The following is a 19,059-nucleotide window of genomic DNA, read 5'->3' as shown; positions in this document are numbered from 1 at the left end:
TTACAGAATTTGTAAACTATCCACACAGTAAGATGAATTGCGATATCTCGTTATCAAATTACGTTTCTTGTTTTATGTGATCGTGGTAGCCCGAAAGCGAGAGGAAAAGTGTAACCCATGGATTTTGAAAGGATTTGTGTCAGACTGTTCTGTAAAGTCCAGTTTTAACAGTAAAAAAGTGCGTTTAGGTATGTGGTAAATGCCTGAAAGTAGCTATAATGCGCCCCGCCTCCATGTAGCAATCGAGGCGCGGAAGATCGTCATCTCCGGTGAGGTGGCTGGACTTCAAATCCAGTTGGGGCCGCCAGCGGTCCCGGGCAGGTTCAACTCCTGTGATCTTCCGCCAAGTTCTCCCTCCCCATCGGCCATTCGGCATATATTAAATATTCTATTTTTAACCTACTCTATTAAATCAATCGTTATTTTAATTAGCCCGTCATTGCCGTTCAAGTTCAGAAATTTATCTAACGATTTATCGATAAAAAAGCACTTAATAACGCCGGCGTGATCATCTGGAATCAAACCAGTAATGATTTGTTTGTTAATAGACTTTCCACCATTGCGAAAGATATTGGTTATGATTTTGAACGTGTACAGTTACAAACCGCAATTTACTCACCGATAGCACATGGTGAAATTGAAAACGATCAGCTAAAAATAAGAAAGGAGCTGACATCAATATTCTCTGATGATGGCGCGGAACTGTAGCCCTGCTAAGCGTAGCGCGAGCAAGGAAAACCCCGGGTGGCGGCTAAAGCCTGACCCGGGCTACCAGATGGCGCTAAACCGTAGCCCTGCTGAGCGCAGCGCGAGCAGGGATCCCCATCAGAAGTAATAGCCAATATTGACGTTAGTACGGAAATACCATTTGCCGCTGCCTTCGGACTGAGTACTGGTCCAGCCGGTGGAGTTCAGCGCGCCGCCCCACGGATTGACGTTTTTCGCCCAGCTGAGATCAACCCAGAACATCACCGGCAGCGCAAAGACCTGCACGCCAAGGGTGTTCATCTGCGAATCGCTCCAGCCGCTTTTATCTTTCCATAGCACGCTGTAATCGTTGTAAAAACGCAGCTTCGATACGCCCCCCCACTTCACATCGACATCACGGGCGACGTTGAGCGACGCGGTGGTGGCTTTCGCCGGGATCAGGTAAGCAGGTGTCAGGCCATTGCCGCCCATCAAAATGGTATCGTCGCTAACGCCAGCCGGGTTCTTCGGATCGTACTGGTAGCGAATCAGCTGCGAAGTCAGCTGCCACGGCCCGTTATGCAACATCCCATGCACGCCCGCCGCCCAGAAGGTGCCATCGTCGTCAGTCTCGCGGTTGTGCAGGCGCGCCAGCGCCAGCGAGCCACCCAGCTCGTTGTTCCAACCGCCACCGTGGAAAGCACGCGTGATACGTACGTTCACCTGATCGCGCTTTTCATTATGCTGTTGATGCTGGGTCGGATAGATGGTGTTTTTCAGCCGATCATAATCGCCAACATCCGGCGCATAGCGTAAATTCTCCGGCTCCATCCACGGGAAATAGGCCACATCCAGCGACCAGTTATTATCATGATACTGATAGTTCACGCCGCTGCCGGCGTTGACGCCAAAGCCTAAATAAAACGGAATGCCATAGGACCAGCCAAATTGCGGGTAGGGTTCAAGACCGAAAGGTTTGCCGGGGATCCCCAACTGGATATCATTATTTTCATCGAAGCGATATCCTACGTAAGCGCGGTCGACGGCGTATTTACGGTGATCCTGAAACCAGAATCCGGCATCAAAGAAATAGTTATTATAAAAGCCGCTGCTATCGATACGGAATGTATCAAAACGCAGATGCGGCGGGTTGCGATAATTACTGCCCTTCCAGTCTTCATAGCGATAATTGGCCCGCAGCGCGCCGCCGAAATCCAGCCCGGCGAGATTATCCGCACTGCGCCAGCCGATATGCGGGAACGGCTTACCGTCGTCTGCCAGCGCCAGCCCGCTGGTACCGGCTGCCAGCAGCAGCGGGAGGAGTAATTTACGCATAGCACATGCCTCATTTTATATTTTAATAAGCGATAAAAGGCCGTCGATTAATATCGACTTTTTTATTTTGTCTCACGGATGAAACTATTCTTTAAATAGCGCGATGTTTATATTTTTGTTTCAAATATGAAACTCTGTTTATTATTTGATAAAGGGAAAATCTCACGCAGGATGCCGGGAGTCAAGGCATAAACTTTGACCCATCACGCAATATTATTATTCGCTGGTGACGATATTGGTATTTGCGACATGGAGGGAGAAATATTCTCAAATATGAAACAACCTCACTATCATACCCAAAACTACGAGTAACTTTTAACAACCACGCCAAAAGGTCAGCATCATCACCGTTCGCACTCCTATATGATAATGATTATTTTTACCGTTTGTTGATTGGGTAAAAATATCGCCTGTTTATCTTTCATCCAGTCAGTAATTAGGAAATGTGACTTACATCAACTTAATTCTCTTCACAAACATTCTTTCATCAAGCTAGTCTGATATGATCAATGCACAAATGAGAGAAACCTCGCCAACATTTTTTAGCGCAATTTGCGCTTGTTTTATTAATGGCCAGAGTGCTCATAAAATGATTTTTCATTATAAAAACAGGTTACTCGAACTTATTTGAATGACGTGCAATTGGCTCAGGTGAGCGAATCCTCACCTTTTTATTAAAAACACTTTAATAACAATAAGTTACAAAAACTCACAGGAATGGTCATGTGTGTATTATTACGCATAAGGGGGAGCGTTGAAGCTTTCTGATATCTTAAAAAAAGACAATAATAACATAGATTTATTCAGAGTTATTGCTGCGTGCATGGTCATTTACGGCCATGCCTATGCGCTTTCTCCCCAGCTCGGAAAAAGTGACTTTATCGCTCGCTTACTACCACCTGATTACTCGGGTTCACTGGCGGTAAAAATATTTTTCTTCCTGAGTGGGTTAGTTGTGACTAACTCATTAATGAATAAAGGCGATCTGGTTCATTTTACGATTTCACGACTCTTTCGAATATGGCCTGCGCTGATCATTTCAAGCCTGATCACCGCATTTATTCTCGGGCCATTACTAACATCGCTGTCGATAACGGATTATTTATCGCACGCCGAGGTGTATAGCTATACCTGGAATATCACCACCATGACGCCGCAATTCAGCTTACCCGGTTTATTCACTAGCAATCCGTACCCAAATGTTGTGAATGGTTCGCTGTGGACGATCCCCTATGAAGTTTTTGCCTACGTCATGCTGTTTGGGCTTTACGCCACCGGGTTACTGAACTCGAAAAAGCTAAGCATTTTACTTTTCGGTATGATCCTGATCGAACCGTTTTTATCCTCCAAGGTATTGTATCCATGGCTAGTCACCAACCCGCCAGCGGAATTGCTGTCTCCGTGCTTCGCGTTTGGCGCTATTATGGCGCTGCATCGCGACGATATCGATATTAAGATCTCACATTGTCTGGGGTTTGCCGTACTTTATTATCTTTTTATCGGTACGGTCTATGCGCCCTATTTTGCGTACGCCTGTATCTTCCTCTCCCTGCTGTACATTTCATCCTGTAAAAGTGTTTTACGTTTAAAACCTAAAGCCGATATTTCTTACGGTGTATATTTATGGGGTTTTCCAGTACAGCAAATTGTCGCATCGCATTTTAAAGACTATGGCGTTCATTTTAACCAAATAGCCACGCTGATTATTGCGCTGATATTCGGCTATTTGTCATGGCATCTTTGTGAGAAGCGGTTTATTCGCTATGGATCAGCACTGTCTTCCTTTATCAAAAAAGGCAAAATCCCCTCCATCGCCATTCCAGGCAATCGCGATCTCGGGGTTTAGCCCTCATTTAAAAGCGCTGCTGAGTCAGCGCTTCCCCCTACATAGCCCTCTTTTTTAACCCTTTGAGCTTCTCTTCTCGCATCCCGCTCTCACCAGGCTACGCTTACTCTTTCCGCGCAAAAAACACCCAACTCCCTCCGCTTGATTTATCACGCTAATGCACAAGAGGTAATGCTATGCAGATCAATGCTATAGGTACGTACTCCGCCAGCCAGCCGCTGGAATCGATGGCCATCTCTCGCCGCGAACCGGGTCCGCAAGATGTGCAGATCGCCATTGAATACTGCGGCGTCTGCCACTCCGATCTCCACCAGGCGCGATCGGAATGGGCCGGAACGCTTTATCCCTGCGTACCGGGGCATGAAATCGTCGGCCGGGTCACCGCGGTCGGCAACGCCGTCTCGCGCTACACCGTGGGCGATCTGGTTGGCGTCGGCTGCATGGTCGATAGCTGTAAACAGTGCGAAGAGTGCGCAGAAGGCCTGGAAAACTACTGCGACCATATGGTGCTGACCTATAACGGCCCCACTCAGGACGCGCCGAGTCATACGTTGGGCGGCTATTCGCAGCAAATCGTGGTCAATGAGCGCTACGTACTGCGGATAAATCACCCCGAAGCCCAACTGGCCGCTGTTGCGCCGCTGCTGTGCGCCGGGATTACCACCTACTCTCCGCTGCGTCACTGGCACGCGGGCCCGGGTAAAAAAGTCGGCGTGGTCGGTATCGGCGGACTTGGACATATGGGGATCAAGTTGGCCCACGCCATGGGGGCCCACGTGGTGGCCTTTACCACCTCCGAATCCAAGCGCGATGCGGCCAGAGCGCTCGGCGCTGATGAAGTCGTGGTGTCGCGTAACGAAGACGAAATGGCGGCCCATGTCAAAAGTTTCGATTTCATCCTCAACACCGTGGCGGCGCCACACAATCTCGATGCCTTCACCACGCTGCTTAAACGCGATGGCACGATGACGCTAGTTGGTGCCCCGGCCACACCGCACCCGTCGCCGGAGGTGTTCAACCTGATCTTCCGTCGCCGGTCGATCGCCGGTTCGATGATTGGCGGCATTCCGGAAACCCAGGAGATGCTCGATTTCTGCGCCGAACACAGCATCGTCGCTGATATTGAGCTCATCCGCGCCGATCAGATCAACGAAGCCTGGGAAAGAATGGTTAAAGGCGACGTGAAATATCGCTTTGTGATCGACAGTTCAACCCTCGCTGGCTAAGCGCCACGGCGGAAAGTGCGCCGCCACTCCGTCGGGCTGACGCCAAAGCGCGCCTTAAACTGCTGACGCCATGTCACGGCGGAGAGATACCCTACCGCTTCCGCCACCTGCTCGATGGGTAAATCACCCGCTTCGAGCAGGCTCTGGCTGCGACGCAGACGTTCGGCAGTCAACCTAGTTGGCGATGCTCATCCCGGTCGCCCGGACGAAGTGGCGGGTCAGAGTGCGGCGGCTCATCGCCACCACCTGAGCCAGCGCATCAAGGTTATGCGGCTCGGCAATATGTTGCTGCAGGTAATCCAGCAAGCAGTTAATCCGCGCGTCACGGGTGTTTCCCGGCACCGGTTGGGCGATAAACTGCGCCTGGCCGCCTTCACGGTGCGGCGGTACAATCATCCGCCGGGCAATCTGGTTGGCGACGAGACTGCCGAAGCGCTGGCGGATGATATACAGGCAACAGTCGAGCGCTGCCGCGGTACCCGCCGAAGTTATCATCCGCTGGTCGTCCACGTACAGGGCGTTGATATCGAGCCGCACCTGCGGAAACAGGCGCTGGAAATCTTGTTCAAACTCCCAATGGGTCGCCGCCCGCTTGCCGTCCAACAGCCCGGCGTAACCAAGGACAAAAGCCCCGAGACACAGGCCGACGATTTCCGCGCCGTTATCCCGCGCCCGCACCAGGCTATCGAGCAGCGCCTGCGGCGGACGCTGATTGACCTCGCCCCAGTAGGGCACCACCACAATATCGGCCTGCTCAAGGGTGGCGTAATCGCCGCTGGCGTACAGCGCGAAACCGTCGCGTGCGCTGAGCAACCCCGGCCGCTCAGCGCAAATGCGCAGCTGAAAACGTTTGGTATCAGAGACCGTATCGCCAAACAGCATGCAGGGGACGGAGTAGTGAAACGGGCTAAAGCCGTCCACAGCGACAATCACCACTGCGGTTAATTTCATCGCGACGCCTCCCCTGATCAACTTAATAAACGACGATTTCGCCATCCTGCGGAATGCTAACCACATCAGCAATCTGATTATCCGTCACGTACTGGCGCATCTCTTCACGGCTCACCAGACAATGGTTAACCGCTTCCAGATGAATCGCCATGATTTTCGCCTCCGGCAAGGTGAAGTGCGCTCTCAGCAGGTCCTCTTTACCCATGATGATCGGGCCAAAGCCGATGACATGAGCGTATCCCGCGTTCAGCACCACCACATCCGGACGCAGTTTGAGCATGTCAGCTTCAATTTCATCGCGCCAGATAGTATCGCCGACCAGCCACAGCGTCTTCTCCTGCGGATGACGGAATACCACGCCACAGGCCTCGCCCAGCCGTTCGGCCATCGCTGGCACCGCGTAGGTCCGGTCGCTGCCGTGCTGGCCAGAAGTGGTTTTTTGCAGGCTCACGCCAGCAAATTCGCTGCGTTCCGCGAGCAAGCGGATATCCGCAAAGCCCTGGCTGCGCAGCAGCGCGCCGTTAGCCTCGTGTTGCACGAATACCGGCAGGGTTTTGGGGATCGCGGCGATCGCCGCCGCGTCCCAGTGATCATCATGGGTATGGGTGACGATCACCGCATCGACGTCGATAATTTTATCGCGGGAAAACGGCAGCGCCACCAACGGGTTACGCCGTTCGCTGCGCGCGGTTCCCGGGAATCCCGGCCAGGCGCCTTTGTCCGCCAGCATTGGGTCTATCAGGAATTTTTTCCCGGCGTATTCAATAATCTGTGTAGCATTACGGATATGGGTGATGTTCATCTTAGCCTGCCTCTGTGGGGTTATCTTGACGAACATCGTACTGAGCGCCAGCCTGACGCAATATGGGCATTTGGGCAATGATCGATGGAATCAGGCCAACCTGAGGCGGTTGCCGTCGATGATTACCAGCCTGGTACTGCACCGCCGTTGAAAATCGTTTCTGCCGCCTTCGCCACTTCCGGCGACTGGTATGACTGCATAAACTCTTTCACGTTCTCCGCGTCTTTATTGTCTTCACGCGCCACAATGATGTTCACATAAGGCGAGTTTTTGTCTTCAATAAAGATCCCATCGCGCACCGGGGATAGCCCGGTTTGCTGCAGATAGGTGGTGCTGATGATAGCGACGTCTACCTTCGGATCGTCAAGCACCCGCGGCAGCTGCGCCCCTTCCAGTTCCATAATTTTCAGGTTGCGCGGGTTACTGGTGATATCCACCACCGTCGGCAGCAGGCCGGTACCCGCTTTGAGGGTAATCAACTGCTCTTTTTGTAATAACAGCAGCGCGCGGCCAAGATTGGTCGGGTCGTTGGGAATGGCGATAGTCGCGCCGTCTTTGATATCGGCGGCCGATTTAATCTTGCGCGAATAGCCAGCCATCGGGAAGACAAAAGTGTTGCCAATAGCCACCAGATGGTAGTTATGCGCTTTGTTATCCTGTTCCAGATAAGGCCGGTGCTGGAAGACGTTGGCGTCCAGTTCCCCGGCGTTGGTCGCATCATTTGGCAGCAGCGAGCCACTAAAGCCCACCAGTTCAACGTCGAGGCCATATTTCTCTTTCGCCACTTTCTTCGCCACTTCCGCCACATCCTGTTCCGCGCCGTTGATCACGCCGACCTTAATGTGTTTGACATCGTCGCTTTTCCGATCGCAGCCAGCCAACAGCAGGCCCGCCAGCATGACCGCCGCCGCCGTCCGTAAACGTAATTTCATCATCAGTACCCCGTCAGTCCATGGAAAATCATTATTATTTTTCGTTCAAAACTATAACGATTTTGTGCTCAGGTTTTAAACACGAAAAAGCATCAATAAGATGAAAATCGTCTAAAAAGCCAGATTAATGATAATCAGGATCCCGGAAGATTTTATGACAAGGGCCAGATTTAAAAAGGGGGATAAAATTGATATTGGCTTCACCGAGGATAATCAATACTGGCGTTTAAAAGTCGTTTCTGCCGATGCTCCCGGATACATGATTTCCACACCCAGCAATAACCCCCGCCGCGGGCAATTACGTTTAACCTGGTACCATGGGATGCCGCTTTTAGGCGACGATGAAAGCGTCTTAAAAGCCAGAGGGGCAGCCGACGAAAATACCATGCGCATCTCGCCGACTGAAATCATTTTTAAACTCGGCGATATTTACATCGAAGAACGCAGCGAAGAACTGCCGCTATTTCCTTATACGCCACACCGGTAACGCGTCGCCCGGCCGGGCGACATTGGGTTTAGTAGCCCGGATAAGGCGCCACGCGCCGTCATCCGGGAAATACGCTTAACTCAAATCCACATTCTTACTGGCGAACAACCAGGTGAGGGCGAAACCACACAGATAAGACACCACCAGCCCGCCGGCATATACCGCCATCCCGGCGTAAATGCCGCTGCCGGAGGTCATCAGCGGCAGCGCCACCAGGCCCGACGGGCCGAACACCGTATTCAGGCCAACCGGCAGCCCTAACCAGGCGATCGTGCCGATGAAGAAACCGCCGCAGGCGCCGCCGATACAGGCGGTGATAAAGGGTTTCATCCGCGGCAAGGTCACGCCGTAAATCAACGGTTCGCCGATCCCGAGGAAGCCCGGAATAATCGCCCCTTTGATCTGCGTCCTCAGCAACGAGTCCTGCTTTGCGCGCCAGAACAACGCCAGTGCCGCCCCCACCTGCCCGGCTCCGGCCATCGACAGGATCGGGAACAGCGAGTTAAAGCCCTGCGCATCAACCAGCGCAAAATAGACCGGTACAAAACCCTGATGCACGCCGAACATCACCGCCAGCAGGAACAACCCGGCCAGCACCGCCGACCCAAACGGGTTGCCGTTAAGATGCAGGAATAGCCACGACATTCCGGTAAACAACCAGCCGCCAATCGGCATGATCACCGTGAAGGTCACCGCGCCCATAATCAGCAACGTCACCGCCGAGGTGAGAATCATATCGAGGTTAGCAGGCATGACCCGCCGCACCTGACGCTCCACCCACGCGCCAAGCATCGAGGCGATCAGCACGCCGATAATATTGCCGCGCGGATCAATACCGTGGCCGAAGAAAGTCGAAATGCCGGCATACACCCCGCTGGTCGCTTCCGGGTTGTAGCCCAGCACGAACAGCGAAGCGATAATCGCGCCGTTAACACCCGAACCACCGAACGCCTTCTGGGCGTTATAGCCAATCAGGATACTCAGGAAGGTGAACATCCCTTTGCTGAATACCTTCATATAACCAATCAGCGCCACCAGGCTGGCGTTGGGATGCGCGTTCTCCAGTATGAAAATTTGCTCAGCCAGCGTGGCGAAGCCCAGCAGCAGCCCGACGGCGATAAAACCGGGGATCAGCGGCGTAAAAATGGTGGCGAACTTCGCGAGAAATTTCTGCACCCCGCTGGTCTGCTTGCTCTTTAGCGCCTGCTTTTTCTCCGCCGCCACATCAGCCAGCGACGCGGCCGCCTGCGGCGCCTCTTCCATCAGGCCGTTCATCATTTCCGCCGCGGTTTGCGCTTTACCGGGTCCCAGCACTACCTGGAACTGCTCATCGCTGACGATGACCCCCATCACACCGTCAATCTGGCGGATGGCGGCGCTGTCGGCCAGGCCTTCATCGCGCAGGGTCAAGCGCAGGCGCGTCATGCAGTTACCCGCCTGCGCTACGTTTGCGGCCCCGCCTACGTGGCCAAGGATCCGCGCTATCATCTCTTTAGTTATTTTTGCCATTGCCTGTTACCTGTCTGTCGGCGCTCAGGTGTTGCCCAGCGCCTTGCGGATATAGCCGTTGTTTTTCGCCAGCAGCGACTGCGCTTCTTCGGCGCTTAAGTCAGCCAACACCATCACGATCGCCGTCTTACAGTGGCGACCGCAGGCATCCAGCGCATTCTGGGCGGTAGCGCGATCGCAGTCAGTTGCCTCCATCACGATAGAAACCTGGCGCTCAATCAGCTTGGCGTTGGTCGCTTCGACGTCGACCATCAGGTTACTGTAGACCTTGCCGACGCGAATCATCGCCCCGGTGGAAATCATGTTCAGCACCAGCTTCTGCGCGGTACCGGCTTTCAGGCGGGTCGAACCGGTGACCACTTCCGGGCCGACGACCGGGGTAATCGCCACATCCGCCAGTTGGGCCATGTCGCCATGCGGGTTACAACTGACGATAGCGACAAACGCATTCTGGCTATGTGCGTATTCCATCGCGCCAATCACGTACGGCGTGCGCCCGCTGGCCGCCAGGCCCACCAGCACATCACGGTTGCTGAAGTTCAAATTCTGCAGATCCAGCACCCCTTGCGCTTTATTGTCTTCCACGTTTTCCACGGCGCTCAGAATCGCTTTGTGTCCTCCGGCAATGATCCCCACCACCTGCTCCGGACGGGTGCCGAAAGTCGGCGGACATTCGCTGGCGTCGAGGATACCCAAACGCCCTGACGTCCCGGCGCCGATGTAAATCAGCCGTCCGCCAGCCTGCAGCGCCGCCGCGACCTTATCCACCACTTGGGCAATCTGCGGTAAATAAGGCGTAATCGCCTGCGCCACCTGCTGGTCTTCCTGATTGATGACCGTCAGCATATCGACGGTGGACAGGGTATCAATGTTGGCGCTGTTGGCGTTGCGCCGCTCGGTCAGCAATTTGCTCAGGTCGATACTCATAGAAACCTCATTATTCTCAGTTGCGCGCAGTATAAGGAATTATTTATTCCATTCATGTGAAGAGTATCACGATTAGTACTCTGCGGATAATCGGAGAATTATAGGTATGACGGGAGGTATTGCGGTAATAACAATGGAATATTTTATTACCGCGATAGGATTTTAGCACGCATCGTGCGGCTTGTTGGGGCCAGGTTTCCCGCACACAGGCATGCAGCGCCACTATTTGTCGACGTCGCTCGCGGTAACGATAACCCGGCAGTTTGTAGCCCCGGTAAGCGTAGCGCCGTCGGGGATGATGTCGCTTACCCGCCGATTCCGCTGCTCATCAATGCCAACGCGTGGCTGACAATGATCTGCGGAGTCACCGCCTGTAAACGCGCATCGTTACGGGTACGCGAGAACGGCACCAGCACCAGGCTAATCAAGGTGGTAAACAGCAGCTCCGGCGACAGTGCCGGGTTGATCTTACCCTCTTGCTGCCAGCGGCGTACCGTCTCCAGCATGATGTGAAAACGCGCTTCGCCGAAGCGAGCGTCCATATGCTGGCGCAGCATCGGCATCTCGCCAATGATTTCCTGCATCCACAGCGGCGCGAACCAGGCGTTCTTTTCCGCCATCGCCGCCAGCGTCTCAATCATCATCGTTAGCGCCGTCACCGGATCCTGCGGATGGTCGACAAAAATGCGGCTGATGTCGTTGCGCAGCGGCATAAAGCGCTCTTCCAGCAGATTCTCTACCAGCGCTTCCCGCGAATTAAAATAGTAATGCAGCATCGCCGGCGTCACTCCGGCCTCTTTCGCAATGGCGTTTAACGACACGCGGGCAATCCCGTGGCGTGCAAACAGCGCCAGCGCGATATCAATCAGCTGCTCGCGGTTGGCGGTACCCGGCTTTTTGCCGCGCGGCCGACCAGGGCGACGCGGCGTTTCATTAGCTTTTTGTGCTGACATATCCTGGCGATCCCTTGACCTGATTCATCATTTCCCTAAATATTAATTATGCATTTAATTAATTTCAAGCGAGTGATGCAATGACATCTGAAATCGCCAGCCAACCGGCGCCGTCAATCCGCCTGCTATTCAGCGCCCTGCTGTTGGTCATGCTGCTGTCGGCGCTGGACCAAACTATCGTCTCCACCGCCCTGCCGACTATCGTTGGCGAGCTCGGCGGACTGGATAAACTGTCGTGGGTGGTCACCGCCTACATCCTCAGCTCGACCATCGTGGTGCCGCTGTACGGTAAGTTCGGCGACCTGTTTGGGCGCAAAATCGTGCTGCAGGTGGCGATCGTGCTGTTTCTCGCCGGTTCGGCTCTCTGCGGGTTAGCGCAGAACATGACGCAGTTGGTGCTAATGCGCGCGCTGCAGGGTCTCGGCGGCGGCGGCCTGATGGTGATCAGCATGGCGGCGGTCGCCGATGTGATCCCGCCCGCCAATCGCGGACGCTATCAGGGACTGTTCGGCGGCGTCTTCGGCCTGGCGACGGTGATCGGCCCGCTGATTGGCGGCTTCCTGGTGCAACACGCCTCCTGGCGCTGGATTTTCTATATCAACCTGCCGCTGGGCCTGTTCGCGCTACTGGTTATCGGTGCCGTATTCCACAGCAGTAACCAACGCAGCCAGCATCAAATCGACTGGCTGGGGGCGATTTACCTCAGCATGGCGCTGTTGTGCATCATCCTGTTTACCTCGGAAGGCGGCAGCGTCCACGCCTGGAACGACCCGCAACTGTGGTGCATTCTGGCCTTCGGCATCGTGGGGATCATCGGCTTTATTTACGAAGAGCGGATCGCCATCGAGCCGATTATTCCGCTGTCGCTGTTCCGCAACCGCAGCTTCCTGCTGTGCAGCCTGATTGGCTTTGTCATCGGCATGTCGCTGTTTGGCTCGGTCACCTTCCTGCCGCTCTATTTGCAGGTAGTGAAAGAAGCGACGCCGACCGAGGCCGGGCTGCAGCTCATCCCGCTGATGGGCGGCCTGCTGCTGACCTCAATCATTAGCGGCCGGGTGATCAGCCATACCGGAAAATACCGGATCTTCCCGATTCTCGGTACTCTGCTCGGCGTCGCTGGCATGGTACTGCTGACCCGCATCACCATTCATTCGCCGATGTGGCAGCTGTATCTGTTTACCGGCGTGCTCGGCGCGGGCCTTGGGCTGGTGATGCAGGTGCTGGTGCTGGCGGTGCAGAATGCGATGCCAGCACAGATGTACGGCGTCGCCACTTCCGGCGTCACCCTGTTCCGCTCGATTGGCGGCTCCATCGGCGTGGCGCTGTTCGGCGCGGTATTTACTCATGTCCTGCAAAATAATCTGCAAAAGCTGCTGCCGGAAGGCGCGGTGCTGCCGCCGGGGATGAACCCGATCGCGGTACAACATCTGCCTGCGGACATCCGCCTCGATTATCTCGATGCGTTCGGTGCGGCGATCCACGCAGCATTCCTGATGGCGGCCTGCATTATGGCGGTGGCCTTTGCGCTTTCCTGGCTACTGAAAGAGGCGCCGCTGAAAACCGCAGCTTAAGCGGCGCCAGGTCCCGCACGGTATACAACAAATGGACCGGCGCCGGTTCCGGGTTAATCGGCTTTCGGGAAATCCACAACCGTATCGTTAACCCGGTTCACCATGTTGGTGAACAGAATGGCGCTGATGGCGCTAATAATTTCAATGACCTGCTGGTCGCTAAAACCGGCGTGGCGCAGCGCGGCGACGTCTCCTTCCGGCAGCGTGCCGGTGGTGGTCACCAGGGTTTGTGCGAACGTCGCCAGCGCGTTGAGGCGCGCATCTTCCGCATAGTCGCCACGGCGCAGCGCATGGATTTGTTCACTGCTGAAACCGGCTTTTTTCGCCATCAGGGTATGTGCGGCCAGGCAGTAATCGCAGCCGGTCGCTTCGCTGACTGACAGATTAATCGCTTCCAGCTCTTGCGCGCTGAGGCTGCCTTTGTGCAGCATCGCGTTATGCGCCAACGCCTGCTGCAGCGCCGCCGGAGAGTGGCCGCCGATGGTCAAATAGGCATTCGGCACTTTGCCCATCGCTTTTTTAATCCCGGCAAAGATTTCTGCGGCTTTACCTGTGGCGTCTTGTTCACGGATATCGGCTAAACGGCTCATGGTGTACTCCTGTTGTTTGAGGGTATGTTGTGGCAATGAAGACATCTTAGTGCGCGGCGGCATGCTAGACTGGCGCTCTTCGTCTCATTTTTTTGTCTTATCGTCTCAGGAGCCGTATGGATAGTCTCAGCCATCTGTTGACGCTGCTGGCGCCGCGTTGCGAAGTGAATCTGCACTGCCGTTTCGGCGGCCGCTGGCAGGCCGGACACGATCAGATGCGAGCGGGCGTGGTGCCGTGGCACTTTGTCTTGCGCGGCGAGGGACGGCTGACCGTTGGCAATCAGACCCGCCATATGCGCGCTGGCGACGTTATTCTGTTGCCGCATGGCTCGCCGCATCTGATGGAGAGCCTGGTGGAATGGGGACAGGTGCTGCCCATCGCCCACCGCTTTAACGGCACGCTAACCGAAGTGCGCACCGCCGAAGAGAACGACGCGCTGGAGATGCTGTGCGGCGAATTTTACTTTGGTCCCCACGTCAGCTGGCTGTTTGCTGAAGAGTCGGAACTGATTCATCTACATACCGGTGAACGCGAGGACTGCCCGGAGCTGGACATTCTGCTTAACGTGCTGGTGCGCGAAAGTCTGGCGGAGCATCCTGGCGGCAGCGCCATCGTGCGCAGCCTTGGTGATACGCTGCTAGTGCTGCTGTTGCGCACGTTGCTCGGCACGCAGGAACCGCCGGGCGGCTTGCTGCGACTGATGAGCGATACGCGACTGATGCCTGCGGTATTCGCCGTGCTGGCCGCGCCAGAGCAGCCGTGGACCATCGAGAGCATGGCGGCGCGGGCATTTTTATCGCGCGCCACTTTCGCCCGCCATTTTGCCCGCGTCTATCATTTAACGCCGCAGACGTGGCTGTCGCAGCTGCGGATGGCGCTGGCCGCCCGCCTGCTGCATCTCGACCGCCAGGCGCGGCTCGACATCATTGCCGAACGCTGCGGTTTTCAGTCACTGGCTTCGTTTGCAAAAACCTTTAAAAAACAGTACGGCGTGACGCCAGGCGAGTGGCGGCGGCAGTAAAACGCGCGCCGTGCCGCCACCATGCTATGATTCTTGCTTTGCGTTATTTCATTCGAGGGAAAAATGGGTTCCAGCAAACGAGGGATGTTGAACGTCTTGATCGCCGCCGTCCTATGGGGGAGTTCCGGGGTCTGCGCGCAGTACATTATGCAGCAAAGCCAGATGTCGTCGCCGTACCTCACCATGACGCGCCTGCTGTTCGCCGGGCTGATCCTGCTGATGCTCTCTTTTGTTCACGGCGACAAAATTTTCCGCGTACTGCAAAACCGCAAAGATGCGCTCAGCCTGTTGTTTTTCTCGCTGGTCGGCGCGCTGACCGTGCAGTACACCTTCCTGATGACCATCGAAAAGTCGAACGCCGCCACCGCCACGGTGCTGCAGTTTCTGTCACCGACAATTATCGTCGCCTGGTTCGCGCTGGCGCGAAAAACGCGGCCAAGTCCGTTTGTGCTGCTGGCGATCGGCACGTCGCTGGCCGGGACCTTCCTGCTGGTGACTCACGGCAACCCGACCTCACTCTCTATCTCACCGGCGGCGCTGTTTTGGGGGATCGCCTCGGCCTTTGCCGCTGCGTTTTACACCACCTATCCCTCCACACTTATCGCCCGTTACGGCACGCTGCCGATTGTCGGCTGGAGCATGTTGATTGGCGGGGCGATGCTGCTGCCGTTCTACGGTAGCCAGGGCACCAACTTCGTGGTGAACGGCCGCCTGCTGCTGGCGTTTTTCTACCTGGTGGTGATCGGGACTTCGCTGACTTTCAGCCTGTACCTTAACGGTGCGCAGAAAATCGGTGGCGCAAAAGCCGGGATCCTTAGCTGTGCCGAGCCACTGAGCAGCGCCTTGCTCTCCCTACTCCTGCTGGGCATCACCTTTACCCTGCCGGACTGGCTGGGGACGCTGCTCATTCTTTCTTCCGTGGTGCTCATCGCCGTAGACTCACGGCGGCGGGTACGTGCAGCCTAATAGCAATTGGCTGATTTTAAACAATAAAAACGGCCCAACATTTGCGCAATTTATCAGCTGCGCATATAGTTGACTGAAGCGAAAAATGAAGGAGAAGCGCCATGAAAGCATGTTGGATGTTGTGTCTGGTTACTGCCCTGAGCACAAGCGCGGCATGGGCCGAATCGCCGCTGCAAAGCCTGCAATTTGAACAACAAAAACAGCTGGTGTTAAAAACCGTGAAGGAAAAATGCGCACCGACGAGCACCCTCAGTGATACCGATTTCGCGAATAAGGTGCTCGCCTCAAAAGACAACCAAAATTACGTTCGCGAGGCCACGCTGGCGAAAGAGCGCAATAATCAAAAAGGCTACCTGACTGCCATCGACAAGATCCGCTGCCCGGGGAAATAACGCGCTGAATAGGCGTAACGCTTAATTCGCCTGTCCGGGTGGTAAATCAGGTCACCCCGGCCAGCGTCGCACCGCCGGGGGAACGCTTATTTCTGGCTCAGTCGGCGAGCGATACGCTCAAGTTTCATCATCAGCAACAGCGTCACGCCCACCAGCACGATGGTTAGCGCCGAGCCATCGGCGATATTGCCGCGGTCGGTCAGGCTGAAGATGGTCACCGGCAGCGTCGTCCAGCCCGGCGGATAAATCATCACCGTTGCCCCCAATTCCCCCATCGACAGCGACAAACTCAGCGCCAGCGCCGAGATCATCCACGGCGTCATCAGCGGCAGCGTCACATGACGCAGGCGATACCACGGCGACGCGCCAAGGCTGGAGGCAACGTTTTCGATATCGGCGGAAATCCGCGCCAGCCCGGTGGTCACGTTGCTGAACGTGAACGCGGAAATCAATACGAAGTGCGCCGCCAGTACGATCCAGAACGTCCCGTTCATTTGCAGCGGCCCCTGACTGAACGCCACCAGAATCCCCAAGCCTACCGATACAGAAGGAATGGCGCTGGGCAGATAAAACGCCAGGCCAAGGTATTTTTGCAGCTTCGCGCCATACTGACGCAGCGCCAGCGCCGCCCACATCCCGCACAGCAGCGCGAACAGACTGGCGCAGAAACCCACCACCAGGCTTGAGAACAGCGAATCCCACGCCGCGCCGCGAAAGGCGTTAACAAAGTGGGCAAAGGTAAACCCGGTAGGTAGCAGGCCGTTCCACTGCTGGCTCAGGCTGGAGAGTAAAATCACCGCCAGCGGTAAAAAGAAGACCCCGGCAAATAGCGTGACCGCCAACGCGCCCGCCGTCGCACGACCTTTACGCGACCAAATCAACATCGTTAGCTCCTTACGCCAGTACGCGCCGCGGCCAGGCGGTACAGCATAAACAGCCCCAGCGACAGCAGAATATTAATTAACGCAATCATGCAAGCCACGCTGTAGTCGGACTCCAGAATCGCCTTGCTGTAGACCATCATCGGCAGGGTATTGACCCCTTTGGCGCCGATAAACAGCACGATGCCGAATTCATTGGTGGTCAACAGCAGGCACAGGCTGCCGCCCGCCATCAGCGCCGGTAGCGCCGCCGGGAAGATAACCTGCGCAATCACCCGCAGCGGATGAGCACCGAGGATGCTAGCCGCTTCCAGCTGGCTCTTATCTATCTGCCGCAACCCGGCCATCAGCGGGCGCATCACCAGCGGCGTAAAGACGGTGATCTCCGCCAGAATGACGCCGTTAATCGAATAGAGGAAGTCCACTGGCGGCAGTTCAAAATCAAACAACGACATCAGAGTGCCATTGAGCAACCCCGCTGAACCGTAAATAAAGGTGAACGCGAGGGTGATCAGAAAGGTCGGCAGCGCAATAAAAGTATCGATAATCCGGCTAATCAGCTGGCTGCCGGGGAACGGGATGAACACCAGAATCAGCGCCAGCACGCTGCCGAGCACCAGGCAACCGAGCGTGGCGAAAACGGCGATTTGCAAGGTATTGAGCAACGCACTGATAAAGCGTTTAGAGTCAATCACCTGCCAGAAGGTATCAAGGCTCAGGTTACCGCTGGCATCGCGCAGCGCCTGTTCAGCGATCAGCAGCAGCGGATAGAAAAACAGCGTCGCCAGCACCAGCAGCGGCAACGCCAGCCACAGGTAAGGGCGCAGGTTCAGCGCCGGACGCGCAAGCATTAGGGTTTGCGCCATCATTACACCTCAATCAGAACCGCATCGTTGGGTTCAAAGTAGAGCGCCAGCTTGTCGCCCGCGCGCGGCAATGGATTCACATGGGTCATCACGATTCGCACCGCCTCGCCCGCGACGTCGCACAGCAGATGGGTCAGATCGCCCTGCCAGTGCACCGACGTCAGGGTCGCGTTGAGGCGATTACTGGTCGCCGAACGCGGCGTCAGGCTCATGTGCTGCGGGCGAATACATAGCAGCTTGTTGCTGCCGTGCTGTCCGCCCTGGCTGAAAGCGTTAATCAAGCCGCCGCCGCAGCTCACGCTGACCAACCCCGGCTGCGGGCTATCTTTCAGCGCCGTCGCTTGCAGGATATTGGCGCGACCGAGGAATTCCGCGCTAAAGCGGTTCGGCGGATAGTGGTACAGCTCGTGGGTCTCGCCATGGGCGATCATCGACCCGTCTTTCATGATGCCGATTTTGTCTGCCAGGGTCAGCGCTTCGGTCTGATCGTGGGTAACGTAGAGAATCGTCAGCTCCGGCAGTTCGCGGTGCAGGCGAGCTATCTCCTCCACCATGTTATGGCGGATTTGCGCATCCAGCGCCGACAGCGGCTCATCAAGCAGCAGCACGCGAGGACGCACAGCAATGGCGCGCGCAATAGCAACGCGCTGTTGCTGGCCGCCGGAAAGCTGGTGCGGGTAGCGCGTGGCGTAGTCCGCCATACCGACGATTTTTAATGCCTCCGTGACGCGCTCGGCGATCAACGCTTTCGGCTGCTTTTGCGCCCGCAGACCGAAGGCGACGTTGTCTTCTACCTTCATATGCGGGAACAGCGCGTAGTTCTGCACCACCATCGCCAGCCCGCGTTTGTACGGCGGCAGATGAGTAACGTCAGTATCGCCGATCAGAATCCGACCACCCGCCGGTTGGACAAACCCGGCTATCGCCCGCAGCACCGTGGTTTTCCCGGAACCGGAAGGGCCAATCAGCGCCAGTACCTCACCGGGTTCGATGGTCAATGACAGCGGTTTCAATACCACGTTGCCGTGATACGAAACGCGCAGCGAGTCCAGGGTAATCCCGGAAGTCCCCGCCAGCGACGGGGAAGGAGTGACGGTCGTTTTCATCAACATCGGC

18 protein-coding genes, 1 tRNA gene and 1 pseudogene are annotated in these 19,059 nt (G+C 55.8%); 9 read left to right on the top strand and 11 right to left on the bottom strand.

All coding sequences use genetic code 11. From position 1 onward, the window contains the following. The first annotated feature begins 251 nt into the window (after positions 1 to 251). Positions 252 to 346, top strand: a tRNA-Sec gene (locus PYR66_00350). A 158-nt stretch (positions 347 to 504) separates the two neighbouring features. Continuing rightward, on the top strand, positions 505 to 708 hold the full coding sequence (locus tag PYR66_00345; protein WEF28226.1) for a hypothetical protein: 204 nt from the start codon (positions 505 to 507) through the stop codon (positions 706 to 708). 117 nt (positions 709 to 825) lie between these two features. Here the strand turns inward: PYR66_00345 and PYR66_00340 are convergent, their stop codons facing one another. Further along, positions 826 to 2,022: a hypothetical protein gene (locus tag PYR66_00340; GenBank protein ID WEF28225.1), complete on the bottom strand. Its 1,197-nt coding sequence runs from the start codon at positions 2,020 to 2,022 to the stop codon at positions 826 to 828. Between the two features lie 754 nt (positions 2,023 to 2,776). Between PYR66_00340 and PYR66_00335 the strand changes: the two genes are divergently transcribed. Both PYR66_00335 and PYR66_00330 read left to right on the top strand, forming a co-directional pair. Then, on the top strand, positions 2,777 to 3,868 hold the full coding sequence (locus PYR66_00335) for an acyltransferase (protein ID WEF28224.1): 1,092 nt from the start codon (positions 2,777 to 2,779) through the stop codon (positions 3,866 to 3,868). Between the two features lie 176 nt (positions 3,869 to 4,044). Then, entirely contained in the window at positions 4,045 to 5,094 is a 1,050-nt protein-coding gene (locus PYR66_00330) for an NAD(P)-dependent alcohol dehydrogenase (GenBank protein WEF28223.1), read from the top strand. Here the strand turns inward: PYR66_00330 and PYR66_00325 are convergent. The 3 genes and pseudogenes from PYR66_00325 to nlpA form a co-directional block, all read right to left on the bottom strand. After that, positions 5,091 to 6,045, bottom strand: a pseudogene (locus tag PYR66_00325) (helix-turn-helix domain-containing protein). The gene PYR66_00330 and the pseudogene PYR66_00325 sit on opposite strands and share 4 nt — an antisense overlap. A gap of 22 nt (positions 6,046 to 6,067) precedes the next feature. Further along, a complete protein-coding gene (locus PYR66_00320) occupies positions 6,068 to 6,847 on the bottom strand; it encodes an MBL fold metallo-hydrolase (GenBank protein ID WEF28222.1) in 780 nt (259 codons plus the stop codon). A 122-nt stretch (positions 6,848 to 6,969) separates the two neighbouring features. Beyond that, complete coding sequence (gene nlpA, locus PYR66_00315) at positions 6,970 to 7,779, bottom strand: lipoprotein NlpA (protein ID WEF30538.1); 810 nt, start codon at positions 7,777 to 7,779, stop codon at positions 6,970 to 6,972. A 154-nt stretch (positions 7,780 to 7,933) separates the two neighbouring features. Here nlpA and PYR66_00310 point away from each other — a divergent pair, with 154 nt between their 5' ends. Further along, on the top strand, positions 7,934 to 8,266 hold the full coding sequence (locus PYR66_00310) for a hypothetical protein (GenBank protein WEF28221.1): 333 nt from the start codon (positions 7,934 to 7,936) through the stop codon (positions 8,264 to 8,266). 75 nt (positions 8,267 to 8,341) lie between these two features. On the opposite strand, the gene murP is transcribed toward PYR66_00310, so the two are convergent. From murP to PYR66_00295, 3 genes are all read right to left on the bottom strand, one after another. Then, the gene (gene murP / locus PYR66_00305) at positions 8,342 to 9,775 is read right to left on the bottom strand and encodes a PTS N-acetylmuramic acid transporter subunit IIBC (GenBank protein WEF28220.1); all 1,434 of its coding nucleotides are present in this window, start codon (positions 9,773 to 9,775) and stop codon (positions 8,342 to 8,344) included. Between the two features lie 24 nt (positions 9,776 to 9,799). Further along, positions 9,800 to 10,702 (bottom strand): N-acetylmuramic acid 6-phosphate etherase, encoded by a 903-nt coding sequence (gene murQ, locus PYR66_00300; GenBank protein WEF28219.1) that lies wholly within the window; start codon positions 10,700 to 10,702, stop codon positions 9,800 to 9,802. A 305-nt stretch (positions 10,703 to 11,007) separates the two neighbouring features. Further along, positions 11,008 to 11,655 carry a TetR/AcrR family transcriptional regulator gene (locus PYR66_00295; protein WEF28218.1) on the bottom strand — a complete coding sequence of 216 codons (648 nt, stop codon included), beginning with the start codon at positions 11,653 to 11,655 and terminating at the stop codon, positions 11,008 to 11,010. An 80-nt stretch (positions 11,656 to 11,735) separates the two neighbouring features. On the opposite strand from PYR66_00295, the gene PYR66_00290 reads away from it, so the two are divergent. Beyond that, positions 11,736 to 13,226 (top strand): MDR family MFS transporter, encoded by a 1,491-nt coding sequence (locus tag PYR66_00290; protein WEF28217.1) that lies wholly within the window; start codon positions 11,736 to 11,738, stop codon positions 13,224 to 13,226. A 53-nt stretch (positions 13,227 to 13,279) separates the two neighbouring features. Here the strand turns inward: PYR66_00290 and PYR66_00285 are convergent, their stop codons facing one another. Beyond that, positions 13,280 to 13,816, bottom strand: coding sequence for a peroxidase-related enzyme (locus PYR66_00285; GenBank protein ID WEF28216.1), 537 nt, complete (start codon positions 13,814 to 13,816; stop codon positions 13,280 to 13,282). Positions 13,817 to 13,932: 116 nt separating this feature from the next. Between PYR66_00285 and PYR66_00280 the strand changes: the two genes are divergently transcribed. The 3 genes from PYR66_00280 (at position 13,933) to PYR66_00270 (ending at position 16,196) form a co-directional block, all read left to right on the top strand. Beyond that, the gene (locus PYR66_00280; GenBank protein WEF28215.1) at positions 13,933 to 14,838 is read left to right on the top strand and encodes an AraC family transcriptional regulator; all 906 of its coding nucleotides are present in this window, start codon (positions 13,933 to 13,935) and stop codon (positions 14,836 to 14,838) included. A 63-nt stretch (positions 14,839 to 14,901) separates the two neighbouring features. Continuing rightward, complete coding sequence (locus PYR66_00275; GenBank protein WEF28214.1) at positions 14,902 to 15,804, top strand: carboxylate/amino acid/amine transporter; 903 nt, start codon at positions 14,902 to 14,904, stop codon at positions 15,802 to 15,804. Positions 15,805 to 15,905: 101 nt separating this feature from the next. Next, the gene (locus PYR66_00270; GenBank protein ID WEF28213.1) at positions 15,906 to 16,196 is read left to right on the top strand and encodes a hypothetical protein; all 291 of its coding nucleotides are present in this window, start codon (positions 15,906 to 15,908) and stop codon (positions 16,194 to 16,196) included. 86 nt (positions 16,197 to 16,282) lie between these two features. Here the strand turns inward: PYR66_00270 and phnV are convergent, their stop codons facing one another. From phnV to phnT, 3 genes are read right to left on the bottom strand one after another with little or no spacing between them, the layout of a single operon-like run. After that, positions 16,283 to 17,080, bottom strand: coding sequence for a 2-aminoethylphosphonate ABC transport system, membrane component PhnV (gene phnV, locus PYR66_00265; GenBank protein ID WEF28212.1), 798 nt, complete (start codon positions 17,078 to 17,080; stop codon positions 16,283 to 16,285). A 2-nt stretch (positions 17,081 to 17,082) separates the two neighbouring features. After that, positions 17,083 to 17,943 (bottom strand): 2-aminoethylphosphonate ABC transporter permease subunit, encoded by an 861-nt coding sequence (phnU, locus tag PYR66_00260; protein WEF30537.1) that lies wholly within the window; start codon positions 17,941 to 17,943, stop codon positions 17,083 to 17,085. A 2-nt stretch (positions 17,944 to 17,945) separates the two neighbouring features. Beyond that, entirely contained in the window at positions 17,946 to 19,055 is a 1,110-nt protein-coding gene (gene phnT, locus PYR66_00255) for a 2-aminoethylphosphonate ABC transport system ATP-binding subunit PhnT (GenBank protein ID WEF28211.1), read from the bottom strand. Positions 19,056 to 19,059: the final 4 nt, after the last annotated feature.

The organism is Klebsiella aerogenes, assembly GCA_029027985.1.
GTDB classification, from domain to species: Bacteria; Pseudomonadota; Gammaproteobacteria; order Enterobacterales; family Enterobacteriaceae; genus Klebsiella; species Klebsiella aerogenes_A.
Note: the sequence above shows the minus strand (reverse complement) of the source record. Positions and strands in the feature narration are given on the sequence as shown.